This window comes from Streptomyces incanus, assembly GCF_042656345.1.
Classification (GTDB): Bacteria; Actinomycetota; Actinomycetes; order Streptomycetales; family Streptomycetaceae; genus Streptomyces; species Streptomyces incanus.
In genome coordinates, this window is the sequence record NZ_JBHSPC010000078.1 from 1 (window position 1) to 17,098 (window position 17,098).

Consider the following 17,098-nt stretch of genomic DNA (forward strand, 5'->3'; position numbering starts at 1 on the left):
CGGTAGGCACCGCTGGGCTGAGCAGGGAAGGGGGCCCGGTCCTCATAGGGTCAGGTCAAGTGCATGCTGGGTGAACCCCAGGTCAGCAAGTAGCCAGCATGCGGCGAGTCGGAGATCTCCGCCTTGCTGACCGAGGGACGTGACAGCAGAGCCGGCCTTCGCTGGTTCGCTCGCCCCTTCGGAAGGTCTCGCTCCTTGGCTCGTCGGCTCGCCCGCGGCATGGGTTCCTTCTTCAAGCCCTGTGACTGTTCCAGGTCCAGTCGTTGCCCGCACGCCTGCGCCATCCGGTTTCGCGACGCTCGGGGAAAACAGCGACCGGAAGAAGACGTCTTTCTCGATCGAACGATTCGCGGAAGAGCACGGGACCACGGAGGACGGGTACCTCTTGAGGGGGCCGAAGGGGCCCTTCAGCGAACCGAACGAGCGATACCGGGTGTCGAAGCTGTTCCAGGTCCTCCCGTCGGCGGAAGGCGTCGGAATGTGCAGCTTTCGGCACTTCTTCGCGTCCAACGCGCTGAGCAACGGCATTCCCGTCACAGACGTGGCGGGATGGATGGGGCACACGTCGATCCAGGTCGCCTACCGCACGTACAGGCACCTCATGCCCGGAAGCATCACCAAGGCAGCGATGATCTTGGACGAGCAGTTGCGGGCTGTCCTGTGACGGCTGGAAGTGAGCGCGCCACCGGCGTCGATCGTGCGATGCGGGTCCTTCGTGGTGAGGGGCGCGCTGACGAAGTACGTCTCAACGAGGGCGTTGTCCGGACCGGTCGGCTCGATCAGGCAGTTGCCCAGGAAGTGCACGGAATTGTCGACTCCCTCGAAGCGATCGGTCAGCCAGGAGATCAGACCGTCGATACCGCCGCTGAAGGAGCCGTGCTCGTCGTGGGCGTCGGGGGGTAGGCGGACCTGACCAGTTCCCAGTCGCCGCGGTCCACCCCGCGGGCGTAGCGCGCCAGCGCATCCTGAATTTCCTTCCGGTCAACCAGGCGCTGCAGTGCCTCCGCTGTCGACGTCGTGCCGAACGCTCCCTCCGGTTCTCGTCCGTATGCCGCACCTTTCACATAAGATATATCATGCTTAATGGATTACACGGGTCGTGCGCCCGCTCCGCAGGCGCGCCCAGTTGGAGGTCTGCTGTGACAATCCCCGGTACGACAAGAACACCCCTTGCAGGGCTGCGCGTTGTGGAGTGCGCGAGCTTCGTCGCGGGCCCCTCGGGCTGCATGACGCTGGGCCAGCTCGGCGCCGACGTCATCCGAGTCGACCCCGTGGGTGGCGGGCCCGATCACCAGCGCTGGCCGGTGTCCGATCGCACGGGAGAGAGCCTGTACTGGACGGCGCTGAACAAAGGCAAACGCTCGGTAGCCGTCGACCTGCGCAGTCCGGAGGGGCGTGAGTTGGTCATCGCGCTCGCTACCGCCCCCGGAAGGGACAACGGACTCGTCGTCGACAACAACGCCGGCCGGCCCTGGCTGTCGTACGACGTCCTGACCGAGCGGCGCCCAGACGTGATCCACGTGCACATCCAGGGATACGCCGACGGCCGCCCGGCGGTGGACTACACCGTCAATCCCGAGGTCGGCGTGCCCCACCTCACCGGTCCCGCCGGGTCCGGGGACCCGGTCAACCACGTCCTGCCGGCCTGGGACCTCCTCACCGGCATGACGGCCGTCACGGGCCTGCTTGCTGCGCTGCACAGAAGGGGGCTCAGCGGAGAGGGTACCTTCTTGCAACTGGCCCTGCACGACGTGGCCTTGGCCGGGATAGCCGGTATGGGCTGGCTCGCCGAGGCCGAGGAGCAAGGGAATCGGGCACGCCACGGCAACCACCTGTACGGCAGTTTCGGCGTCGACTTCGCCACGGGAGACGGGCGGCGCGTGATGGTAGTGGCTCTCACCCCCCGTCAGTGGGCAGCGCTGCGCACCGTGACTGGCACCGAGAAGGTGTTCGCCGCTCTGGAGGACGCCCTGGGTGTCGACTTGGACGAGGAGTCCGAGCGATTCCGCCTGCGGGAGACGATCGCCGCAGTGCTGCGCCCCTGGTTCGAGGCCCGTGAGCTGGAGCAGGTGACGCGGGAGCTGGATGCGGCCCACGTCCTGTGGAGCGCGTACCGGACCATGGCAGAGGTCGCCGCAGAGATCCGCGCGGGCGGCGGGTCCGGGGTGATCGGACAGGTGGAGCAACCCGGTATCGGGGAGGTGCTGACCGCGCGCTTGCCCTTGCGCCGGGGCGAGGAGTACGGGCCGGTGGCTGCGGCGCCGAGACTCGGCGAGCATACGGAGCAGGTGCTCAGCGAGGTGCTCGGCCTGGGAGGGGCGGAGCTGGGCGCACTTGTCGACCGGGGCGTCATTGCCCCGTTCTGAAAACGGATGGGTCCCGGCACGGTGGAACGTGCCGGGACCCATCCGTTTTCAGGCGGAGGCGAGAATGCGGCGGGCCCGCTCGAGGACAGGCTTGTCGACCATCTTCCCGTCCACTACGGACACTCCGTCCTGCACCGTGGTGACCTCCCGGGCCCAGCGCAGCTCCTCCTCGGTGGGGGCGAACGCCTTCTCGACCTGCACCACTTGGGCCGGGTGGATGCACAGCTTCCCGGTGAAGCCGAGGCGGCGGGCGTGGTCCAGATCAGCGGTGAGGGCGGTCTCGTCCCGAACGGCGGTGGTGACCCCGTCCACGGGCGGCGCCAGCTGTGCTGCGGCCGAGGCACACACCAGCCGGCTGCGGGCGTAGGCCAGCGCCACCTGGTCGTCGGGGGAGACGCCCAGCTCACCGGCGAGGTCGACGTTCCCCAGCGCAGCACGTACGACGCCGGGCGAGGAGCACACCTCGAAGGCCCGCTCGACGCCGAGCGCCGTCTCGATGAGGGCGATGACGACACCGGAAGGGCCGAGGCGGTCGGCGAGTTCTGCGAGGGCGGTGGGGCACTCCGCCTTGGGCACGACGACCGGCGCCCCGCACTGGGCGGCCATCGCCACGTCCTCCTCGTACCAGGGCGTTCCCAGGCTGTTGACCCGGACCAGGGCGTGCCCGTTTGACGACAGCCAGGCTGCTGCATGCCGACGGGCCTCCTCCTTGCGTTGCGGGGCCACCGCGTCCTCCAGGTCGAGGATGGCGGCCGCGGCTCCGCTCCCGGCCGCCTTGGCGAAGCGGTCGGGACGATCGGCCGGTACGAACAGCAGGGTGCGGGCCCGGGTGAAGGTGCCGATCACGCGAAGGTCACCTCACCGGTGCTGTGTCGGTCCGCGCGGCCGGTCGAGACGCGCAGGGCGGCGCGGTCGCCGTCCGGTGTCCCATGGGCGAGCAGTGGCTCGTACGCGTAGACCGGACTGCGAAGTCGGAAGGAGAAGTTCCGGACGGGGCGAGGCTCGTTCCGGCGGGCGAGCTCCAGCATCAGCAGGGCCAGCAGCGGACCGTGCACGACCAGTCCGGCGTGGCCCTCAATCTCCCGGGCGTACGGGTCGTCGTAGTGGATGCGGTGGGCGTTGGCGGTGAGCGCGCTGAACCGGAACAACAGCACCGGGTCAGGAGTCAGCGGAAGCTGCCAGCGATCCTTGGACTCGGGCTCCTGCGACGCTGTGACTACGGCCGGTGCGGATGAGGCAGAGCCGGAGCGGTACACGATGTCCTGCTCCTCGACGGCGCAGACCTCGCTCTCCTGCGCGTACTCGTACCGGACGGTGGTGAACAGCAGGGGGCCGGAGGAGCCCTGCTTGACCGTCACCGAATGAAGGCTGCTGATCCGCCTGGTGCGGACGCCCGTCAGCAGGGGGCGGCGGGCCTCGTACCGACCGCCGGCGAACATGCGCTGGCGGCCGGGGATCGGAGGCAGGAAGTGACCGTGCAGCGGATGCCCGTCCGGACCGAGATCCTGTTGCGGAACCCACTCCAGGAAGTGCAGCCAGTGCCACAGCGGCGGCAGCGGCTCTCCAGCGGCCGGCCCGTCCTCATGCCGGCCGAGCAGCGCGGCCAGGGCGGCTGCCGGGCCGGGCGACAGGTCGTCCTCGCGCACCAGCGCGGCCGGGGCCCAGGATTCGACGTGGGCGGTGAGTTCGTCCGCGGTCAGCGGCATCCTTGTCTCCATCCGGTCCATGGGACTCGAGGTCGTCCGGGGCTACCGGCGCGAACGGGAAGGGGGGCAGCGCACGCAACACGGCACGTACGTCCGCGGCCGTCTCCAGATTGAGCAGTGTCTCAACCGCGTGGTCCGTGTCCGCCTCGCTGAGCATTCCCGAGGCGTTGTGCCGGGACTTGTCGACCAGGTCATCCGTCGTCGCGTACGTAGCGGGGTCCGGAGAGGGGCTGCCCTTGGGGAAGCTGCGCTCGGCGGTGTGCGTCGTACCGCGGGCGGTGACCTCGACGCGGGTGGGTCGGGCCGCGGGGTTGGCCTCCAGCGCGGTCACGTAGTCGGGGTGCGTCTCGACGATTGGGAGCGCGGCGTCGAAGTCGAGGGTGTTGATCAGCTCGCCGTTGGCGAACCCCGCACCGAACACCGAACTGCGCTTGTCCGAGCCGAGGACGGTGGCAGACTCGTCCGTTCCGCCCTGCAGGCCGGCGTACTCGATGCCGATGCGGCCGCGGGGTTCGTCGACAGCGGCGAGGGCGCAGCCGATCGAGTCGAGGAGTACCCGCTTACTGTCGTCCGCCACCTCGTCCGGCAGATTCTCGTAGGAGGTGGCGGCGGTGAAGTCGGCGAGGTGTTGGGTGAGGGTGGCGGCCATGGAAGAAGTGCTTTCCGAGGAGTGGTGTTCCGGTGGCGTGTCAGCCCTTGCGGGTTTTGACTTCTTCGGTGAGGGCGGGGACGACGTCGAAGAGGTCGCCGACGACGCCGTAGTCAACGAGTTCGAAGATGGGTGCTTCTTCGTCCTTGTTGATGGCGACGATGGTCTTGGCTGTTTGCATGCCGGCGCGGTGCTGGATGGCGCCGGAGATGCCGGCGGCGATGTACAACTGGGGGGAGACCTGCTTGCCCGTCTGGCCGACCTGGTTGGTGTGTGGGTACCAACCCGCATCCACCGCGGCACGCGACGCGCCGACGGCCGCGCCGAGGGAGTCGGCGAGGGCCTCGATGAGCGAGAAGTTGTCGGCACCGCTGACGCCACGGCCACCAGAGACCACGATCGCCGCCTCCGTCAGCTCCGGACGCCCCGAGGACTCACGCGGGTTGCGGGCGGTCACCTTGGTGCCGGTCGCAGCCTCGGAGAAGGTCACGGCCAGCTCGTCGACCGCTCCGGCGGCCGGGGCGGTCTCCGGGGTGGCCGAGTTCGGCTTCACGGTGATGACCGGAGTGCCCCTGGAGACACGGGACTTGGTGGTGAACGCGGCCGCGAACACGGACTGCGTCGCGACGGGGCCGTCGTCGCTGTTCTCCAGGTCGACGGCGTCGGTGATGATGCCCGAGCCGATCCGCACCGCAAGGCGGGCGGCGATCTCCTTGCCCTCCGCAGAAGACGGCACCAGCACCGCCGCCGGAGAGACCGCTTCGTAGGCGGCCTGAAGAGCGTCGACCTTCGGCACGACCAGGTAGTCGGCGAACTCCGCAGCCTCGTGGGTCAGGACCTTGACCGCGCCGTACTCGGCCAGGGTCTTCGCGGCGGCGGCACCACCCGGGCCCAGGTGCACGGCGACAGGGTCACCGATACGGCGGGCGAGGGTCAGCAGCTCGAGGGTCGGCTTGCGGACGGCACCGCCCACGTGGTCGACATAGACAAGAACTTCAGCCATGGGAAATCACTCCTGGTTCGAAGAAGACCGGGCAGGCAACTCAGGCTCAGATGAACTTCTGACCGGCCAGGAACTCGGCGAGCTGCTTGGCGCCCGCACCCTCATCGGTCACGATCGTGCCCTGTACACGGGCCGGACGCGGCGCCGCGTCCTCAACCCTGGTCCAGGCGCCCCCGAGGCCGACCTCGTCCGCCTCGATGCCCAAGTCGTCCAGGTCCAGGGACTCCACCGGCTTCTTCTTCGCGGCCATGATGCCCTTGAAGGACGGGTAGCGGGCCTCACCGGACTGGTCGGTGACCGACACCAGCGCCGGCAGGGCGGCCTCGAGCTCTTCGGAGGCGACGTCGCCGTCACGGCGGCCGGTGACCTTGCCGTCGGCCACGTTGACCTCAGACAGGTAGGTGACCTGCGGCACGCCGAGGCGCTCGGCCAGCATCGCCGGCAGCACGCCCATGGTGCCGTCGGTGGAGGCCATGCCGGTGACGACCAGGTCGTAACCGGTCTTCTCAATGGCCTTTGCCAGGATCAGGGAGGTGCCCATGGCGTCCGAACCGTGGATATCGTCGTCTTCGACGTGCACACCCCGGTCCGCGCCCATCGACAGGGCCTTGCGGACGGCTTCCCTGGCATCCTCCGGACCGACGGTCACGACGGTGACCTCGGCGTCGTCCGCGTCCTTTGCGATCTGCAGGGCCTGCTCCACCGCGTACTCGTCCAGCTCCGACAGCAGGCCGTCCACGGCATCCCGGTCAGTGGTCAGGTCATCGGCGAAGTGGCGGTCGCCGGTGGCATCGGGTACGTACTTCACAGCGACAACGATCCTCAAAGCAGGGCCCTTTCATGCTCGGGGCCGTCGGCCCCACGCGGACGTACGGAAGAGAAGAACGGTTCGTCAGAGGGTGGTGGCGGTGCCGCCGTCGACCGGCAGCACGGCCCCGGTGATGTACGAGCCGGCGGGTGAGGCAAGGAAGATGGCGGTGCCGGCCATGTCGGTGCCGTTCGCGAAGCGCTTCAGCGGGACCGGCGCGAGCATGGTCTCCTCACCGTGCTGCTCCAGCGTCCCCTTGAGCATCTTGCTGTTGAACATGCCGGGTGCGATCACGTTGACAGTGATGGAGAACGGAGCCAGTTGGTCCGCGAGATGCTTGCTGAGCTGGTGGACCGCGGCCTTCGAGGAGGAATACGCGTACGTCTCGTGGGACGGGATGTGGAGGCCGTCGATCGAGCCGACGGTGATCACCCGGGCGGGGCGCTCGGGGGCCGCGGCCGCCTTCAGTAGCGGCAGCAGCGACTGCACGAGGAAGAAGGGGCCCTTCACGTTCAGGTTGAAGACCTTGTCCCAGCCGGACTCCGGATACTCCTCGAGCCTTTCTGCCCAGATGGCGCCGGCGTTGTTCACCAGCACGTCCAGGCGGGTCTCACGCTCGGCGATTTGCGCGGCGAGGGAGCGGCACTCCTCGGCGCTGCTTAGGTTCGCCGCCAGCGCGTGGCACTCGCCGTACCGCGACAGCTCCTTGGCCGCGGCGGCGCAGGCGTCCTCGCTGCGCGAGCAGATGTAGACGCGGGCTCCCGCGCGGACGAAGCCCTCGGCGATGGCGAGGCCGATACCGCGGCTGCCGCCGGTGACCAGGACGGTCTTTCCCGCGACGGAGAAGAACTCGCAGAGGGCAGAGTCGGTGGTGGTCATGCGGTGGCCTTCCTCGGGGTGCCGAATCCATGAACCTATAAGCTTCATGCACCATACAAAATATATTCTCCGCCTACAATGGTCCTCCGACGACGGACTCGCACCACGGAGGCGCATCCATGCCCGCATCGGGGAAGGACCTGGTGGACCTGCTCGACCTCGACGAGGTCGGAACCGAAAGCTTCCTGGGGCAAGCGGCCCGCCGCAGCAGGATGGCCCGCACCTACGGCGGGCAGCTGCTGGCCCAGGCCCTGATGGCCGCGTACCGCACGGTCCCATCCGGTCGCCCGGTCCACAGCCTGCATGCGTCCTTCCTGCGGGGTGGCGATGCGAAGGAGTCCGTGCGCTACGACGTGACCCGAGTGCGGGACGGGCGGTCCTTTACCTCGCGAAGGGTCTGCGGCCACCAGCACGGGCGCCAGATCTTCGAGCTCACCGCCTCCTTCCACCGCGAGGAGGCAGGCTATGAGCATCAGGCGCCGATGCCGCGCGTGCCCGTGCCAAGGGACGCGGTCCCGCTGGTCGAAGCGCTCGAGCGGGCGGACCGCGACACCCAGACGTTCTGGCGTGAGGAGTGGAAGGCCCTCGATCTGCGCGTCATCGAGGAGTGCGATGCCGCCGTACGGCCAGTGAAAGGCGAGGCGGTGGCGGGCGGTGCGCCCCCGCAGCCGGCAACGGAACGCCTGTGGTTCCGTGTGCACGACAGCCTCGACAGCCAGGAGACGGCCCTGCACTCCTGCCTCTTGGCCTACATCAGCGACCTGACCCTGCTGTCCACGGCGCTGCGGCCGCACGGCTACCCGTTCCTGGCGCCGGGGGTGCAGCGGGCGACCGTCAACCACGCCATGTGGTTCCACCAGATCGTCCCCGTCGACCAGTGGCTGCTGTACGACAAGTCCTCCGCCTGGGCCGGTGGTAGCCGCGGGCTGGCCACCGCCCATGTGTACAGCCCCACCCGGGGGGTGGCCGCCACAGTCGTCCAGGAAGGTCTGATCCGCCCGCGCGGGGAGCACTCTGCCCTCCCCGTTCCCGCGCGCTCGCCGCATACGTCCTGAACGCAGCGAGCATTGCGCATTTCATATCATGTGCATTTCCAGGTGCCCTGCGCCCGGCCGAGACCGAAGCCTTTCGGTCGCCCTTGAAGAGCCGCTCCAGCTGCCACCACCGAATCGAGGCAGAGTGAACACCCAAGTGGATGCGCCGCACACGCCTGTGCCGGCTGTCTCGGACCGCAAGCCGCGGGTCAAAGCGCTGGCTGCTGCCATCTCTGCGTCGGCCATCGAGTACTACGACTTCATGATCTACGGTACGGCCGCTGCGCTGGTCTTCCACGGCCAGTTCTTCCCTGAAGTGAGCCCGACGGCCGGGGTTCTGGCCTCATTCGCGACCTTCGCCGTGGGCTTCGCTGCCCGGCCGCTCGGCGCCGCGGTGTTCGGGCGCATCGGCGACCGGCACGGGCGCAAGCCCGCTCTGGTGAGCGCCATGGTGCTGATGGCCATGGCCTCCACACTCATCGGCCTGCTGCCCAACTTCGCCATGGCCGGGATCATGGCGCCGCTTCTGCTCGTCGTACTTCGCATCGCGCAAGGAATGGCGATCGGTGGACAGTGGGGCGGCGTGTCCCTGCTGGCCCTCGAACACGCGCCCCCGAACCGGCGCGGCCTGTATGGCGCCATTCCCCAACTGGGCGTGCCGTTCGGCATGATCACCGGCAATCTCGTCTTCATCCTCGTCGGCCACCTGGTGGGCCCGGAGGCCTTCGACAGTTGGGGCTGGAGAATCCCGTTCCTGCTCAGCATCGTGATGCTGCCGCTCGCCTACGCCATCCACCGCAACATCGAGGACAGCCCCGAGTTCCGCCGCGCAGAGCAGGAGCGCCAAAACCGCGCGCAGGCCGCGCCGAAGTCTCCACTCCTCGAGGTGCTTCGCCGACCGAAGGCCGTGCTTCTGGCCGCCGGCACGTTCGCTCCGGCCACCATCAGCTTCTACATCATCACCACCGGCATGCTCGACTACGGCGTGCACGAGCTTGGCATGGGCAAGAACGCCATGCTCACCGCAGTCCTGATCGCCATGTCCGGGTGGACGGCAGGCACGATCGGCTGTGCCGCACTGTCCGACACAATAGGGCGCCGCCCTGTGTTTGCGGCCGGGGCCGCCGTCGCGGGCGCATGGTCGTTCGTGGTGTTCCCACTGGCGGACACTCGGGAGCTGCCGCTGCTGACCCTCGGCCTCTTCGTCGGGCTCGCCGCGGTCGGGGCGATGCAGGGGCCGGCGATCGCGATGTTCGCCGAAATGTTCCCTCCCCGGATGCGCTACACCGGCGCTTCCCTCGGCCATCAGCTGGCGAACGTCGTCGGCGGCGGCTGGGCGCCGCTCAGCATGGTCGCTCTCCTCAATGTGGGGGGCGGAACCATCCTGGTGTCGGTATATGTTTCCGCAGCCGCAGTGCTGGGCCTGATTCCGCTGGCATTGCTGGGCCGTACGAAGGAGTCTTCATGACCGTCCGTGCACCGAAGCGCTACACCGGAAAGGTCGCCGTCGTCACCGGGCAGCCTCCGGCATCGGGCGAGCGATCGTCGAGGGCCTCCTCGCCGAGGGCACCATGCTCGTCGCCAACGATGTGAGCGCCGGGCCGCTCACGGAGTTGCAGGGGGACCGGGTGGTGACCATTGCCGCCGATGTCCGGGAGCCCGGTGCCGCACAGTAACTGGTCGACTCCGCCCGAGACTTCGGGGGCGGCCGCATCGACGCCCTGTTCAACAACGCGGGCGTCAGCCGCGCCCGTCCCACCGCGGAGGTCGACGACGCGACCTGGTCGCACGTCATGGGCGTCAACAACGACGCCGCATTCCACGTCGTCACCGCCGTCGGCCGTGTCATGATCGAACAAGGGCACGGCGCGGTACTCAACACGGCGTCCGTCGCCGGCACCCATGGCCTGCCCGGGAATGTGCCGTACGTCGTCTCCAAGCACGCCGTCGTCGGCCTGACCCGTGCGCTCGCCGTCGAATGGGGCGTGCACGGCCTCCGGGTCAACGCCCTGTGCCCCGGCTTGACCGCGACGGGAATGAACACCCGGGTGCGCGTGGTGAGCAGCGGGTACTGGGAGTCACGCGAGGCAGTCGTCCCGCTGCGTCGTGCGGGCACTGCCGAGGAGCAGGCTGCCATAGCCCTGTTCCTCAACTCGGAGGAAGCGTCGTACGTCTCGGGCCTGATCGCCGAGGTCGACGGCGGTACGCACGCGCTGTACGCCGGGTACGCGGTGAACCGGCCCGAATAAGGTTAGGCGGAGGGGCGGCGCTCCGACTGCCCCCTCCTCGCGCCTCAGTGTCAGCTCGCCTGCTCCTCCGCCCACATACCGCGCTCCTTCAGGGTCTCGATCAGCCGGGTGGCCCCGCCCTGGATGTGCTTCTCGAAGACTGAACGGGCTTTGCGCGCATCGCCTTTCTTCAGCGCGTCGAGTAGCAGCGGATGCTCCGTACGTGAGTTGTCGACCTGCCCCTCGATGGTCACGTAGAACTGGTTGGGCAGCTGTTTGACCACCGTGCCCAGCAGCAGGGCGAGCCGCCGGGAGCCGGCGGCCAGGTTGACCTCACGGTGGAAGAGGTGGCCCAGCTCGGCGAGGGCATACGTGTCACCCGCTTCGGCAGCGCGCTCATAATCCTCGATGTTGGCCTCCAGCCGCGCGATGGCGGCGGGGGTGATCTGCTTGGCGGCGCGGGCCGCGAGTTCGCCCCCGAGGCGGGCCTGCGCCCAGAAGATGTCCTCGATGTCGCCGGGGGTGAACGGTGCGACGACGAAGCCGCGCCGCGGCACGAGCTGCACGAAGCCCTCGCTCTGCAGAAGCAGCAGTCCTTCACGGACAGGGGTGTTGCTGACCCCTACCGCCTCTGCGATGGGTTCCATCCGGAGGAACTCGCCGGCACTGACCTCTCCCGTGATGACCAACTCGCGTACGTAGGCGGCCACTTCCTCAGGAAGCTGCTTGCGCTTGTCCCCAGGGGTCCTCCTGGGGACCGTTGGGCTGCTCTTCACTGTCTCCTCCCGCTTCCGTGTTCGCCGGCGTCGCTTCCGTCGATGGTGGCAGTCACCGACGTCTTTGCGGAAGCGTCCGCAAAACGTTATATAGAAAATAAAGTACTACAGCCCGCTCTGCGCGGTCACAGCAACGGAGGTTGGTTCTCCATCATGGCCTGCCGGTGCGGGCAGAGCCCAGAACCCGGGCGTACTGCACGCCGCCGGTTCCGGGCCCTGTGTACAGCGGGATCGCCTTCCAGGTCTCAGCTGCCGCTCTTGTAGTCTTCCAGCAGGCGACGGCCGATGATCATGCGCTGGATGTCCGCGGTGCCCTCGCCGATGAGCAGCATCGGTGCCTCCCGGTAGAGCCGCTCGATCTCGTACTCCTTGGAGTAGCCGTATCCGCCGTGGATACGGAAGGCGTCCTCGACGACCTGGGCGCAGTACTCGGAGGCGAGGTACTTGGCCATGCCGGCCTCGAGGTCGTTGCGGGCGCCCGAATCCTTTTTGCGGGCGGCGCGGACCATCATCTGGTGGCCAGCCTCGGTCTTGGTGGCCATCTCCGCGAGCCGGAACAGCACGGCTTGATGCTGGGCGATCTTCTTGCCGAAGGCCTCCCGCAGCTGGCTGTAGGAAACGGCGAGCTCGTAGGCGCGGTGGGCGACCCCGACGGCCCGTGCCGCGACGTTGACCCGGCCGACCTCGACGCCGTCCATCATGTGGTAGAAGCCCTTGCCGCTGGTGCCGCCCAGAATGCGGTCGGCGCCGATGCGGTGGCCGTCGAAGAGGAGCTCGGTGGTGTCGACGCCCTTGTAGCCCATCTTCTCGATCTTGCGGGGGACGGTGACGCCCTGTGCGGTCTCGCCGAAGCCCTCCTTCTTCTCCACGAGGAATGTGGTCATGTTCCGGTGCGGGGCGTCATGCCCCTCGTCGGTCTTGACCAGTACGGCCACCAGGTTCGCCGAGGCGCCGTTGGTGAGCCACATCTTCTGGCCGTCGATGGTGTACGTACCGTCGGCATTCTTGACGGCCTTGGTTTTGATGGCCGAGACGTCGGAGCCGCAGTCCGGCTCCGACATGGAGAACGCCCCGCGTATCTCGCCTGTTGCCATGCGGGGGAGGTAGGAGCGTTTCTGCTCCTCGGTGCCGTGGCGGGAGATCATGTAGGCAAGGATGAAGTGGGTGTTGATGACCCCGGAGATGCTCATCCAGCCCCGGGAGAGCTCCTCGACCACCAGGGCGTAGGTGAGCAGGGACTCGCCCAAGCCGCCGTACTCCTCCGGGATGGTGAGCCCGAAGATGCCGAGGTCCTTGAGGCCCTCGACGATCTCGGTCGGGTATTCGTCCTTGTGCTCGTACTCCGAGGCAACGGGGAGGATCTTGTCGTCCACATAGCCACGAACGGTCCGGAGGATCTCCTCTTGTACGTCCGTCAGGCCCTCGGTCTCGCAGAGGCGGCCCATGTGTGCTTCCTTCCTGGTCAAGAGGGGTGCGGGCTCCAGGGCGCCCTGGCGGGGCGCGGAGGAGCCCGCACCGTCGTAATCACATATGAAGTGCACCGCCAACAGGCTCCATTTGAACCCTTGTGCAAGCACAATATATTACGTATCTTGCATGATTGCTGGGCCGGGTGAGCGGGAGGAGCCGCAACGATGGGGCAACGGGTAGCCGGCAAGGTGGCCCTGGTCGTGGGCGCCGGACAGACGGAGGGGGCCACGGTTGGCAACGGCCGGGCCGCTGCACTACTGATGGCCCGCGAAGGCGCGGCAGTGGTCGCAGTCGACCGGGACGCGGCCTCCGCGGAGGAGACCGCGAAGGAGATCATCGACGAGGGCGGCTGGGCGCTGGCCGTAAGGGCCGACGTCACCAGTGAGGCCGACATCGAGGCGGCGGTCGCCGCATGCGTCGATGCCTACGGGCGCCTCGACATCCTGCACAACAACGTCGGGGTGGCGGGTGCTGCCGCAGGCGACGCGCCGGTGACGGAGATCGAACCCGAGACCTTCTCCGGGGTTGTCGCCGTCAACCTGCAGGGCATGGTGCTCACCTGTAAGCACGCCCTGCGCATCATGCGGGAACAGGGAAGTGGCGTGATCACCAACATCGCCTCCAACGCGGTGCTCATCGACTACCCGAACGTCGCCTACCGCACCTCGAAAGCCGGTGTCGTTTCCCTGACCACGCATGTGGCCGCGGCCAACGCCTCGCACGACATCCGGGCCAACGCGGTTCTGCCGGGGCTGATGGAGACGCCGATGGCGGTGGAGCCCCGCGTGCGGCAATCGGGGGCAAGCCGGGAGCAGGTGGTTGCCGAACGCAATGCCCGCGTGCCCCTGCGGCACCCGGGCGGGACGGCCTGGGACGTCGCCCATGCCGCTCTGTTCCTCGCCTCCGACGAGGCCGCGTTCATCACGGGGGCCTCCCCCGTGGTCGATGGCGGCCAGAGCCTGATGACGGGCTGACAGCCCGTGGCGGGTCAGCCCCTGATACGGGGGTTCCGCGACCAGCAAAGTTTGCGACATGTTTCCTCGTGCGACCGGCGAGCTGGCCGGCGCCTGAGTCAGAGCGAGGTCAGCGATGCAGCACCTGCCTCTCAAGGGCATCCGCGTCCTGGAGTTCGGGGGATACATATCCGCCCCGTACGCGAGCTCCATGCTGTGCGCCCTGGGCGCCGACGTGGTCAAGGTCGAGAAGCCGGGGGACGGTGAGGACTTCCGGCGGGGGGCCGACAACCGCAGCCCCTACTTCATCCAGTACAACGCGGGCAAACGCAGCTTCGCCGTCGACCTCAAGCGCCCCGAGGGCATCGAGGCGGTGAAGGCCCTCCTCCCGCGCACCGACGTCGTCCTGGAGAACATGCGGCCGGACAAGCTGGCCGCCCTGGGACTGGGGGAGGAGGAGTGCCGCGCCCAGCGACCCGACCTTGTCTACGCCTCGGCGTCCGGGTTCGGTAACGGGGGCCCACTACGCAACAGGCCCGCCTACGACACGATCGGCCAGGCATTCGGCGGCCTGTACACGGTGCTGGGGGAGGCGGGGCGCCCGGCACTGACGGGTTCCTGCCTCGCCGACCTCATCACCGGCGTCACCACGCTGACCGGCGTGCTTGCCGCTCTGGTCGGGCGTGCCGCGACCGGCGGCGGGCAGCGGGTGGAGACATCGCTGATGGAGGCGGTCAGCACCCTCACGGTCGATGCGATGACGCAGTACTTCGACAACGGTCACGAGGACCCGTACTGCGGCAGCCGCCACCCGCAGGCGCAGAACTTCTGCCTCAAGACCGCGTCCGGCGAAGACATCGCCCTGCACCTGTCGTCCTCGCAGAAGTTCTGGCTCGCCCTCCTGGAGGCCATGGACCGACCGGACCTGGCGGACGACCCGCGCTTCACGACGTACGACCTGCGGATGAAGCACTACACCGCGCTCATGGAGATCGTCGAGGCGGAGTTCGTCACCAAGTCGTCCGCCGAGTGGGAGAAGCGGCTCACCGAAGCCGACGTGCCCTTCGCCCCGGTGCTCACCATGTCGGGCTTCATCGAGCACCCTCAGACCCAGTGGCTGGAGTTGGTGGAACCGGAGCGCGAAGGTCTCTCCCTGCTGCGCCCGCCATGGCGGTTCGGCGGCATCCGCCCCGAGCGTCCCGGCAAGGCTCCCCGGGTGGGGGAGCACACCTTGGAGCTTGCCTCGGAGGTGTACGACGACGCGCGGGTGCAGGCTCTGCTTGACGCCGGCGTGCTTTTCGCGGGCGCCTGACGGGCCGGCCTTACCAGAGAGGAAGCGGTCCTCGGCTGACAGGGGGCGCATCAAGGAGGCTCATGAGCTCCGGGGTTCGCGGGTGCGACCTTGACTGCGAGCCGTTCTCCTGAACGCTTCAGTAACTGCCCGATCAGTACTGCAATTCTGCTGCGCTGGATTACCCCACGCATTGGCTGTCGGTTCGACTCAAAGCCTTGACGTGCATCATATATTAAGTATGTTACGCGGTGATGCGCAGCTGTGGACACATGGAGGAAACATGAAGCATGCTTCGGTGCGGCGCGCGGCCGCAGGCCTGGCCGTTCTGCTGAGTACCAGTGGGCTCACAGCGTGCGGTGGCGCCGAGGGCACGGTGGTCGAGGGCCCCTGGGAGGATGTGGTCGCGGCCGCAGAGGAAGAGGGCAGCGTCAGCTTCTACTCGGTGATGCCGGACGTCCAGAACAAGCGCCTCGTCGCCGCCTTCAAGAAGGAGTACCCGGAGATCACCGTCAATCTCACCCGCGGCGCGGGTGAGCTGCCGGCACGGGTCGAGTCGGAGATCAAGTCGAAGGCGGAAGGGGCGGACGTCTTCCTCTACAGCGACCCGGCGTGGTTCACCAACCAGAAGGGCGCGTTCATCGAGGCCGACGGTCCGTCGCTCAAGGGCTGGCACGACGACGCGTGGGCGGTGAAGAACAAGGCGATCCTTCCGTCTGCCCTCCCCTACTCGATGATCGTGTGGAACAAGGAAATCTTCCCCAAGGGCTTCAAGACATGGGAAGACACCGTCGATCCCTCGGTCAAGGGCAAGCTCGGCCTGCGCACCGACGTCACCACCTCGATCGCCGGCTACCTGGACTTCCAGGAGAAGGAGCTGGGCGAGGAGCACTTGGTGAAGAGCGGCAAGCTCAGCCCCAAGTTCTACCCCTCGGTCGTCACGATGACGCAGGCTGTCGCCTCGGGGGAGATCGGCGTGACCAACATATCCACCCCCTCCACGGTGAAGCAGATGCAGGCACAGGGCGCGCCGATCGAGGCGATCGTGCCCCATCCCAGTTACTGGATCGAGTGGGGGGCCGCGGCCCTCGACAAGAGCCGGCGGCCCAACTCCGCACGCGTCTTCCTCGACTTCATGATGTCCGAGAAGGGCCAGGCCGCGATCAACGGCGACGGCTTCGGTGCCGCCGGACGCGATGGTGTCGAGGGCGCCATCGAGCTGCCCGAGGACGCGAGGATGCTCGACTCCTCCTCGTACACCCCGGAACGCATCGAGGAAGCCAACAAGAAGTTCAAGAAGTGGTTCGGCTGACCCCGTAGCGCGCAGGGCACTCCGGCAGGGACGTGGCAGACATGGACGAGACCCTCACCGAACCATTCGGCGGGTTCACCGCCACCGCGGACACGGACGCGACGCCGCAGCGTTCGGCACACCCGGCCGCTCGTCGCCTGTGGGTCCTGTGTTCGCGCACACCGAAGTCGTCAGCGCTCCCGGCTTCGACGCGGTGCTGCCCTGCGGACCCTGTCTCGCCGTACGTCCTTCCCGGTGCCCTGGCAGCCGACGAGAGCGGCGCCGTCACCGGCAGAAAGCCGAGCGAAGCGGCCGCGGTCGTCCACGAGATGACCTGCCGCATCGGCAAAGCCATGGTCGACGCCCGCGACATGACCGAAAGCGGGATGAAGCTCGCCCCTGTCGCCGGCTACGCCCGCTCGGCGTTCGGCGCCGCTTCCGCGGCAAGGAGCCGGTCCGGCTGAACAACCGGATCGAGCACGTACGACATGACAGCTCTCGCAACGCCCGTCGGCCCGGACCACCCGCATCGAGGTCGACGCACGCGGTACGACGTACACCGCCGAGAGCTCGCGGCGCGGACACCAAAAGCCCTGACCGAGGGTTCCCGCGGCTTGAGAAGAACACGGACATCCGCCCGCTGC

At 68.0% G+C, this 17,098-nt stretch carries 17 protein-coding genes and 1 pseudogene; 9 read left to right on the forward strand and 9 right to left on the reverse strand.

What is annotated here, in order from left to right:
* Positions 1–334 precede the first annotated feature (334 nt).
* Positions 335–664 (forward strand): annotated as a pseudogene (locus ACFP2V_RS23775) (tyrosine-type recombinase/integrase); the annotation flags it as partial.
* Positions 665–845: 181 nt separating this feature from the next.
* Here ACFP2V_RS23775 and ACFP2V_RS23780 read toward each other — a convergent pair.
* A complete protein-coding gene (locus ACFP2V_RS23780) occupies positions 846–1,064 on the reverse strand; it encodes a nuclear transport factor 2 family protein (RefSeq protein ID WP_381216074.1) in 219 nt (72 codons plus the stop codon).
* 12 nt (positions 1,065–1,076) lie between these two features.
* Between ACFP2V_RS23780 and ACFP2V_RS23785 the strand changes: the two genes are divergently transcribed.
* Positions 1,077–2,366 carry a CoA transferase gene (locus ACFP2V_RS23785; protein WP_381216077.1) on the forward strand — a complete coding sequence of 430 codons (1,290 nt, stop codon included), beginning with the start codon at positions 1,077–1,079 and terminating at the stop codon, positions 2,364–2,366.
* Between the two features lie 48 nt (positions 2,367–2,414).
* Here the strand turns inward: ACFP2V_RS23785 and ACFP2V_RS23790 are convergent, their stop codons facing one another.
* From ACFP2V_RS23790 to ACFP2V_RS23815, 6 genes are all read right to left on the reverse strand, one after another.
* Positions 2,415–3,212: an HpcH/HpaI aldolase/citrate lyase family protein gene (locus ACFP2V_RS23790; protein ID WP_381216080.1), complete on the reverse strand. Its 798-nt coding sequence runs from the start codon at positions 3,210–3,212 to the stop codon at positions 2,415–2,417.
* Positions 3,209–4,066, reverse strand: a complete 858-nt coding sequence (locus tag ACFP2V_RS23795) for an HTD2 family dehydratase (RefSeq protein WP_381216161.1) — start codon at positions 4,064–4,066, stop codon at positions 3,209–3,211. Before ACFP2V_RS23795 ends, ACFP2V_RS23790 begins: the two co-directional genes overlap by 4 nt.
* Entirely contained in the window at positions 3,948–4,721 is a 774-nt protein-coding gene (locus ACFP2V_RS23800; protein ID WP_381216083.1) for an MmgE/PrpD family protein, read from the reverse strand. Before ACFP2V_RS23800 ends, ACFP2V_RS23795 begins: the two co-directional genes overlap by 119 nt.
* A gap of 40 nt (positions 4,722–4,761) precedes the next feature.
* Positions 4,762–5,724, reverse strand: a complete 963-nt coding sequence (locus ACFP2V_RS23805; RefSeq protein ID WP_381216086.1) for an electron transfer flavoprotein subunit alpha/FixB family protein — start codon at positions 5,722–5,724, stop codon at positions 4,762–4,764.
* A 46-nt stretch (positions 5,725–5,770) separates the two neighbouring features.
* Complete coding sequence (locus tag ACFP2V_RS23810) at positions 5,771–6,532, reverse strand: electron transfer flavoprotein subunit beta/FixA family protein (RefSeq protein ID WP_381216089.1); 762 nt, start codon at positions 6,530–6,532, stop codon at positions 5,771–5,773.
* An 84-nt stretch (positions 6,533–6,616) separates the two neighbouring features.
* Positions 6,617–7,411 carry an SDR family NAD(P)-dependent oxidoreductase gene (locus ACFP2V_RS23815; RefSeq protein WP_381216092.1) on the reverse strand — a complete coding sequence of 265 codons (795 nt, stop codon included), beginning with the start codon at positions 7,409–7,411 and terminating at the stop codon, positions 6,617–6,619.
* Between the two features lie 119 nt (positions 7,412–7,530).
* Between ACFP2V_RS23815 and ACFP2V_RS23820 the strand changes: the two genes are divergently transcribed.
* The 3 genes from ACFP2V_RS23820 to ACFP2V_RS23830 all read left to right on the forward strand — a co-directional run bounded on the left by ACFP2V_RS23820 (position 7,531) and on the right by ACFP2V_RS23830 (position 10,694).
* Positions 7,531–8,466, forward strand: a complete 936-nt coding sequence (locus ACFP2V_RS23820) for an acyl-CoA thioesterase (protein ID WP_381216095.1) — start codon at positions 7,531–7,533, stop codon at positions 8,464–8,466.
* 124 nt (positions 8,467–8,590) lie between these two features.
* Positions 8,591–9,913 (forward strand): MFS transporter, encoded by a 1,323-nt coding sequence (locus ACFP2V_RS23825; RefSeq protein WP_381216098.1) that lies wholly within the window; start codon positions 8,591–8,593, stop codon positions 9,911–9,913.
* A 253-nt stretch (positions 9,914–10,166) separates the two neighbouring features.
* Entirely contained in the window at positions 10,167–10,694 is a 528-nt protein-coding gene (locus ACFP2V_RS23830) for an SDR family NAD(P)-dependent oxidoreductase (protein ID WP_381216164.1), read from the forward strand.
* 50 nt (positions 10,695–10,744) lie between these two features.
* Here the strand turns inward: ACFP2V_RS23830 and ACFP2V_RS23835 are convergent, their stop codons facing one another.
* Positions 10,745–11,449, reverse strand: a complete 705-nt coding sequence (locus ACFP2V_RS23835) for a GntR family transcriptional regulator (RefSeq protein WP_381216101.1) — start codon at positions 11,447–11,449, stop codon at positions 10,745–10,747.
* A gap of 245 nt (positions 11,450–11,694) precedes the next feature.
* On the reverse strand, positions 11,695–12,894 hold the full coding sequence (locus ACFP2V_RS23840; RefSeq protein WP_381216103.1) for an acyl-CoA dehydrogenase family protein: 1,200 nt from the start codon (positions 12,892–12,894) through the stop codon (positions 11,695–11,697).
* A gap of 189 nt (positions 12,895–13,083) precedes the next feature.
* On the opposite strand from ACFP2V_RS23840, the gene ACFP2V_RS23845 reads away from it, so the two are divergent.
* The 4 genes from ACFP2V_RS23845 (at position 13,084) to ACFP2V_RS23860 (ending at position 16,918) form a co-directional block, all read left to right on the forward strand.
* Positions 13,084–13,893 carry an SDR family NAD(P)-dependent oxidoreductase gene (locus ACFP2V_RS23845; RefSeq protein WP_381216106.1) on the forward strand — a complete coding sequence of 270 codons (810 nt, stop codon included), beginning with the start codon at positions 13,084–13,086 and terminating at the stop codon, positions 13,891–13,893.
* A gap of 115 nt (positions 13,894–14,008) precedes the next feature.
* The gene (locus tag ACFP2V_RS23850) at positions 14,009–15,184 is read left to right on the forward strand and encodes a CaiB/BaiF CoA transferase family protein (RefSeq protein ID WP_381216110.1); all 1,176 of its coding nucleotides are present in this window, start codon (positions 14,009–14,011) and stop codon (positions 15,182–15,184) included.
* 262 nt (positions 15,185–15,446) lie between these two features.
* Positions 15,447–16,475: an ABC transporter substrate-binding protein gene (locus ACFP2V_RS23855; protein WP_381216112.1), complete on the forward strand. Its 1,029-nt coding sequence runs from the start codon at positions 15,447–15,449 to the stop codon at positions 16,473–16,475.
* Between the two features lie 41 nt (positions 16,476–16,516).
* Entirely contained in the window at positions 16,517–16,918 is a 402-nt protein-coding gene (locus ACFP2V_RS23860; RefSeq protein ID WP_381216115.1) for a hypothetical protein, read from the forward strand.
* Positions 16,919–17,098 lie beyond the last annotated feature (180 nt).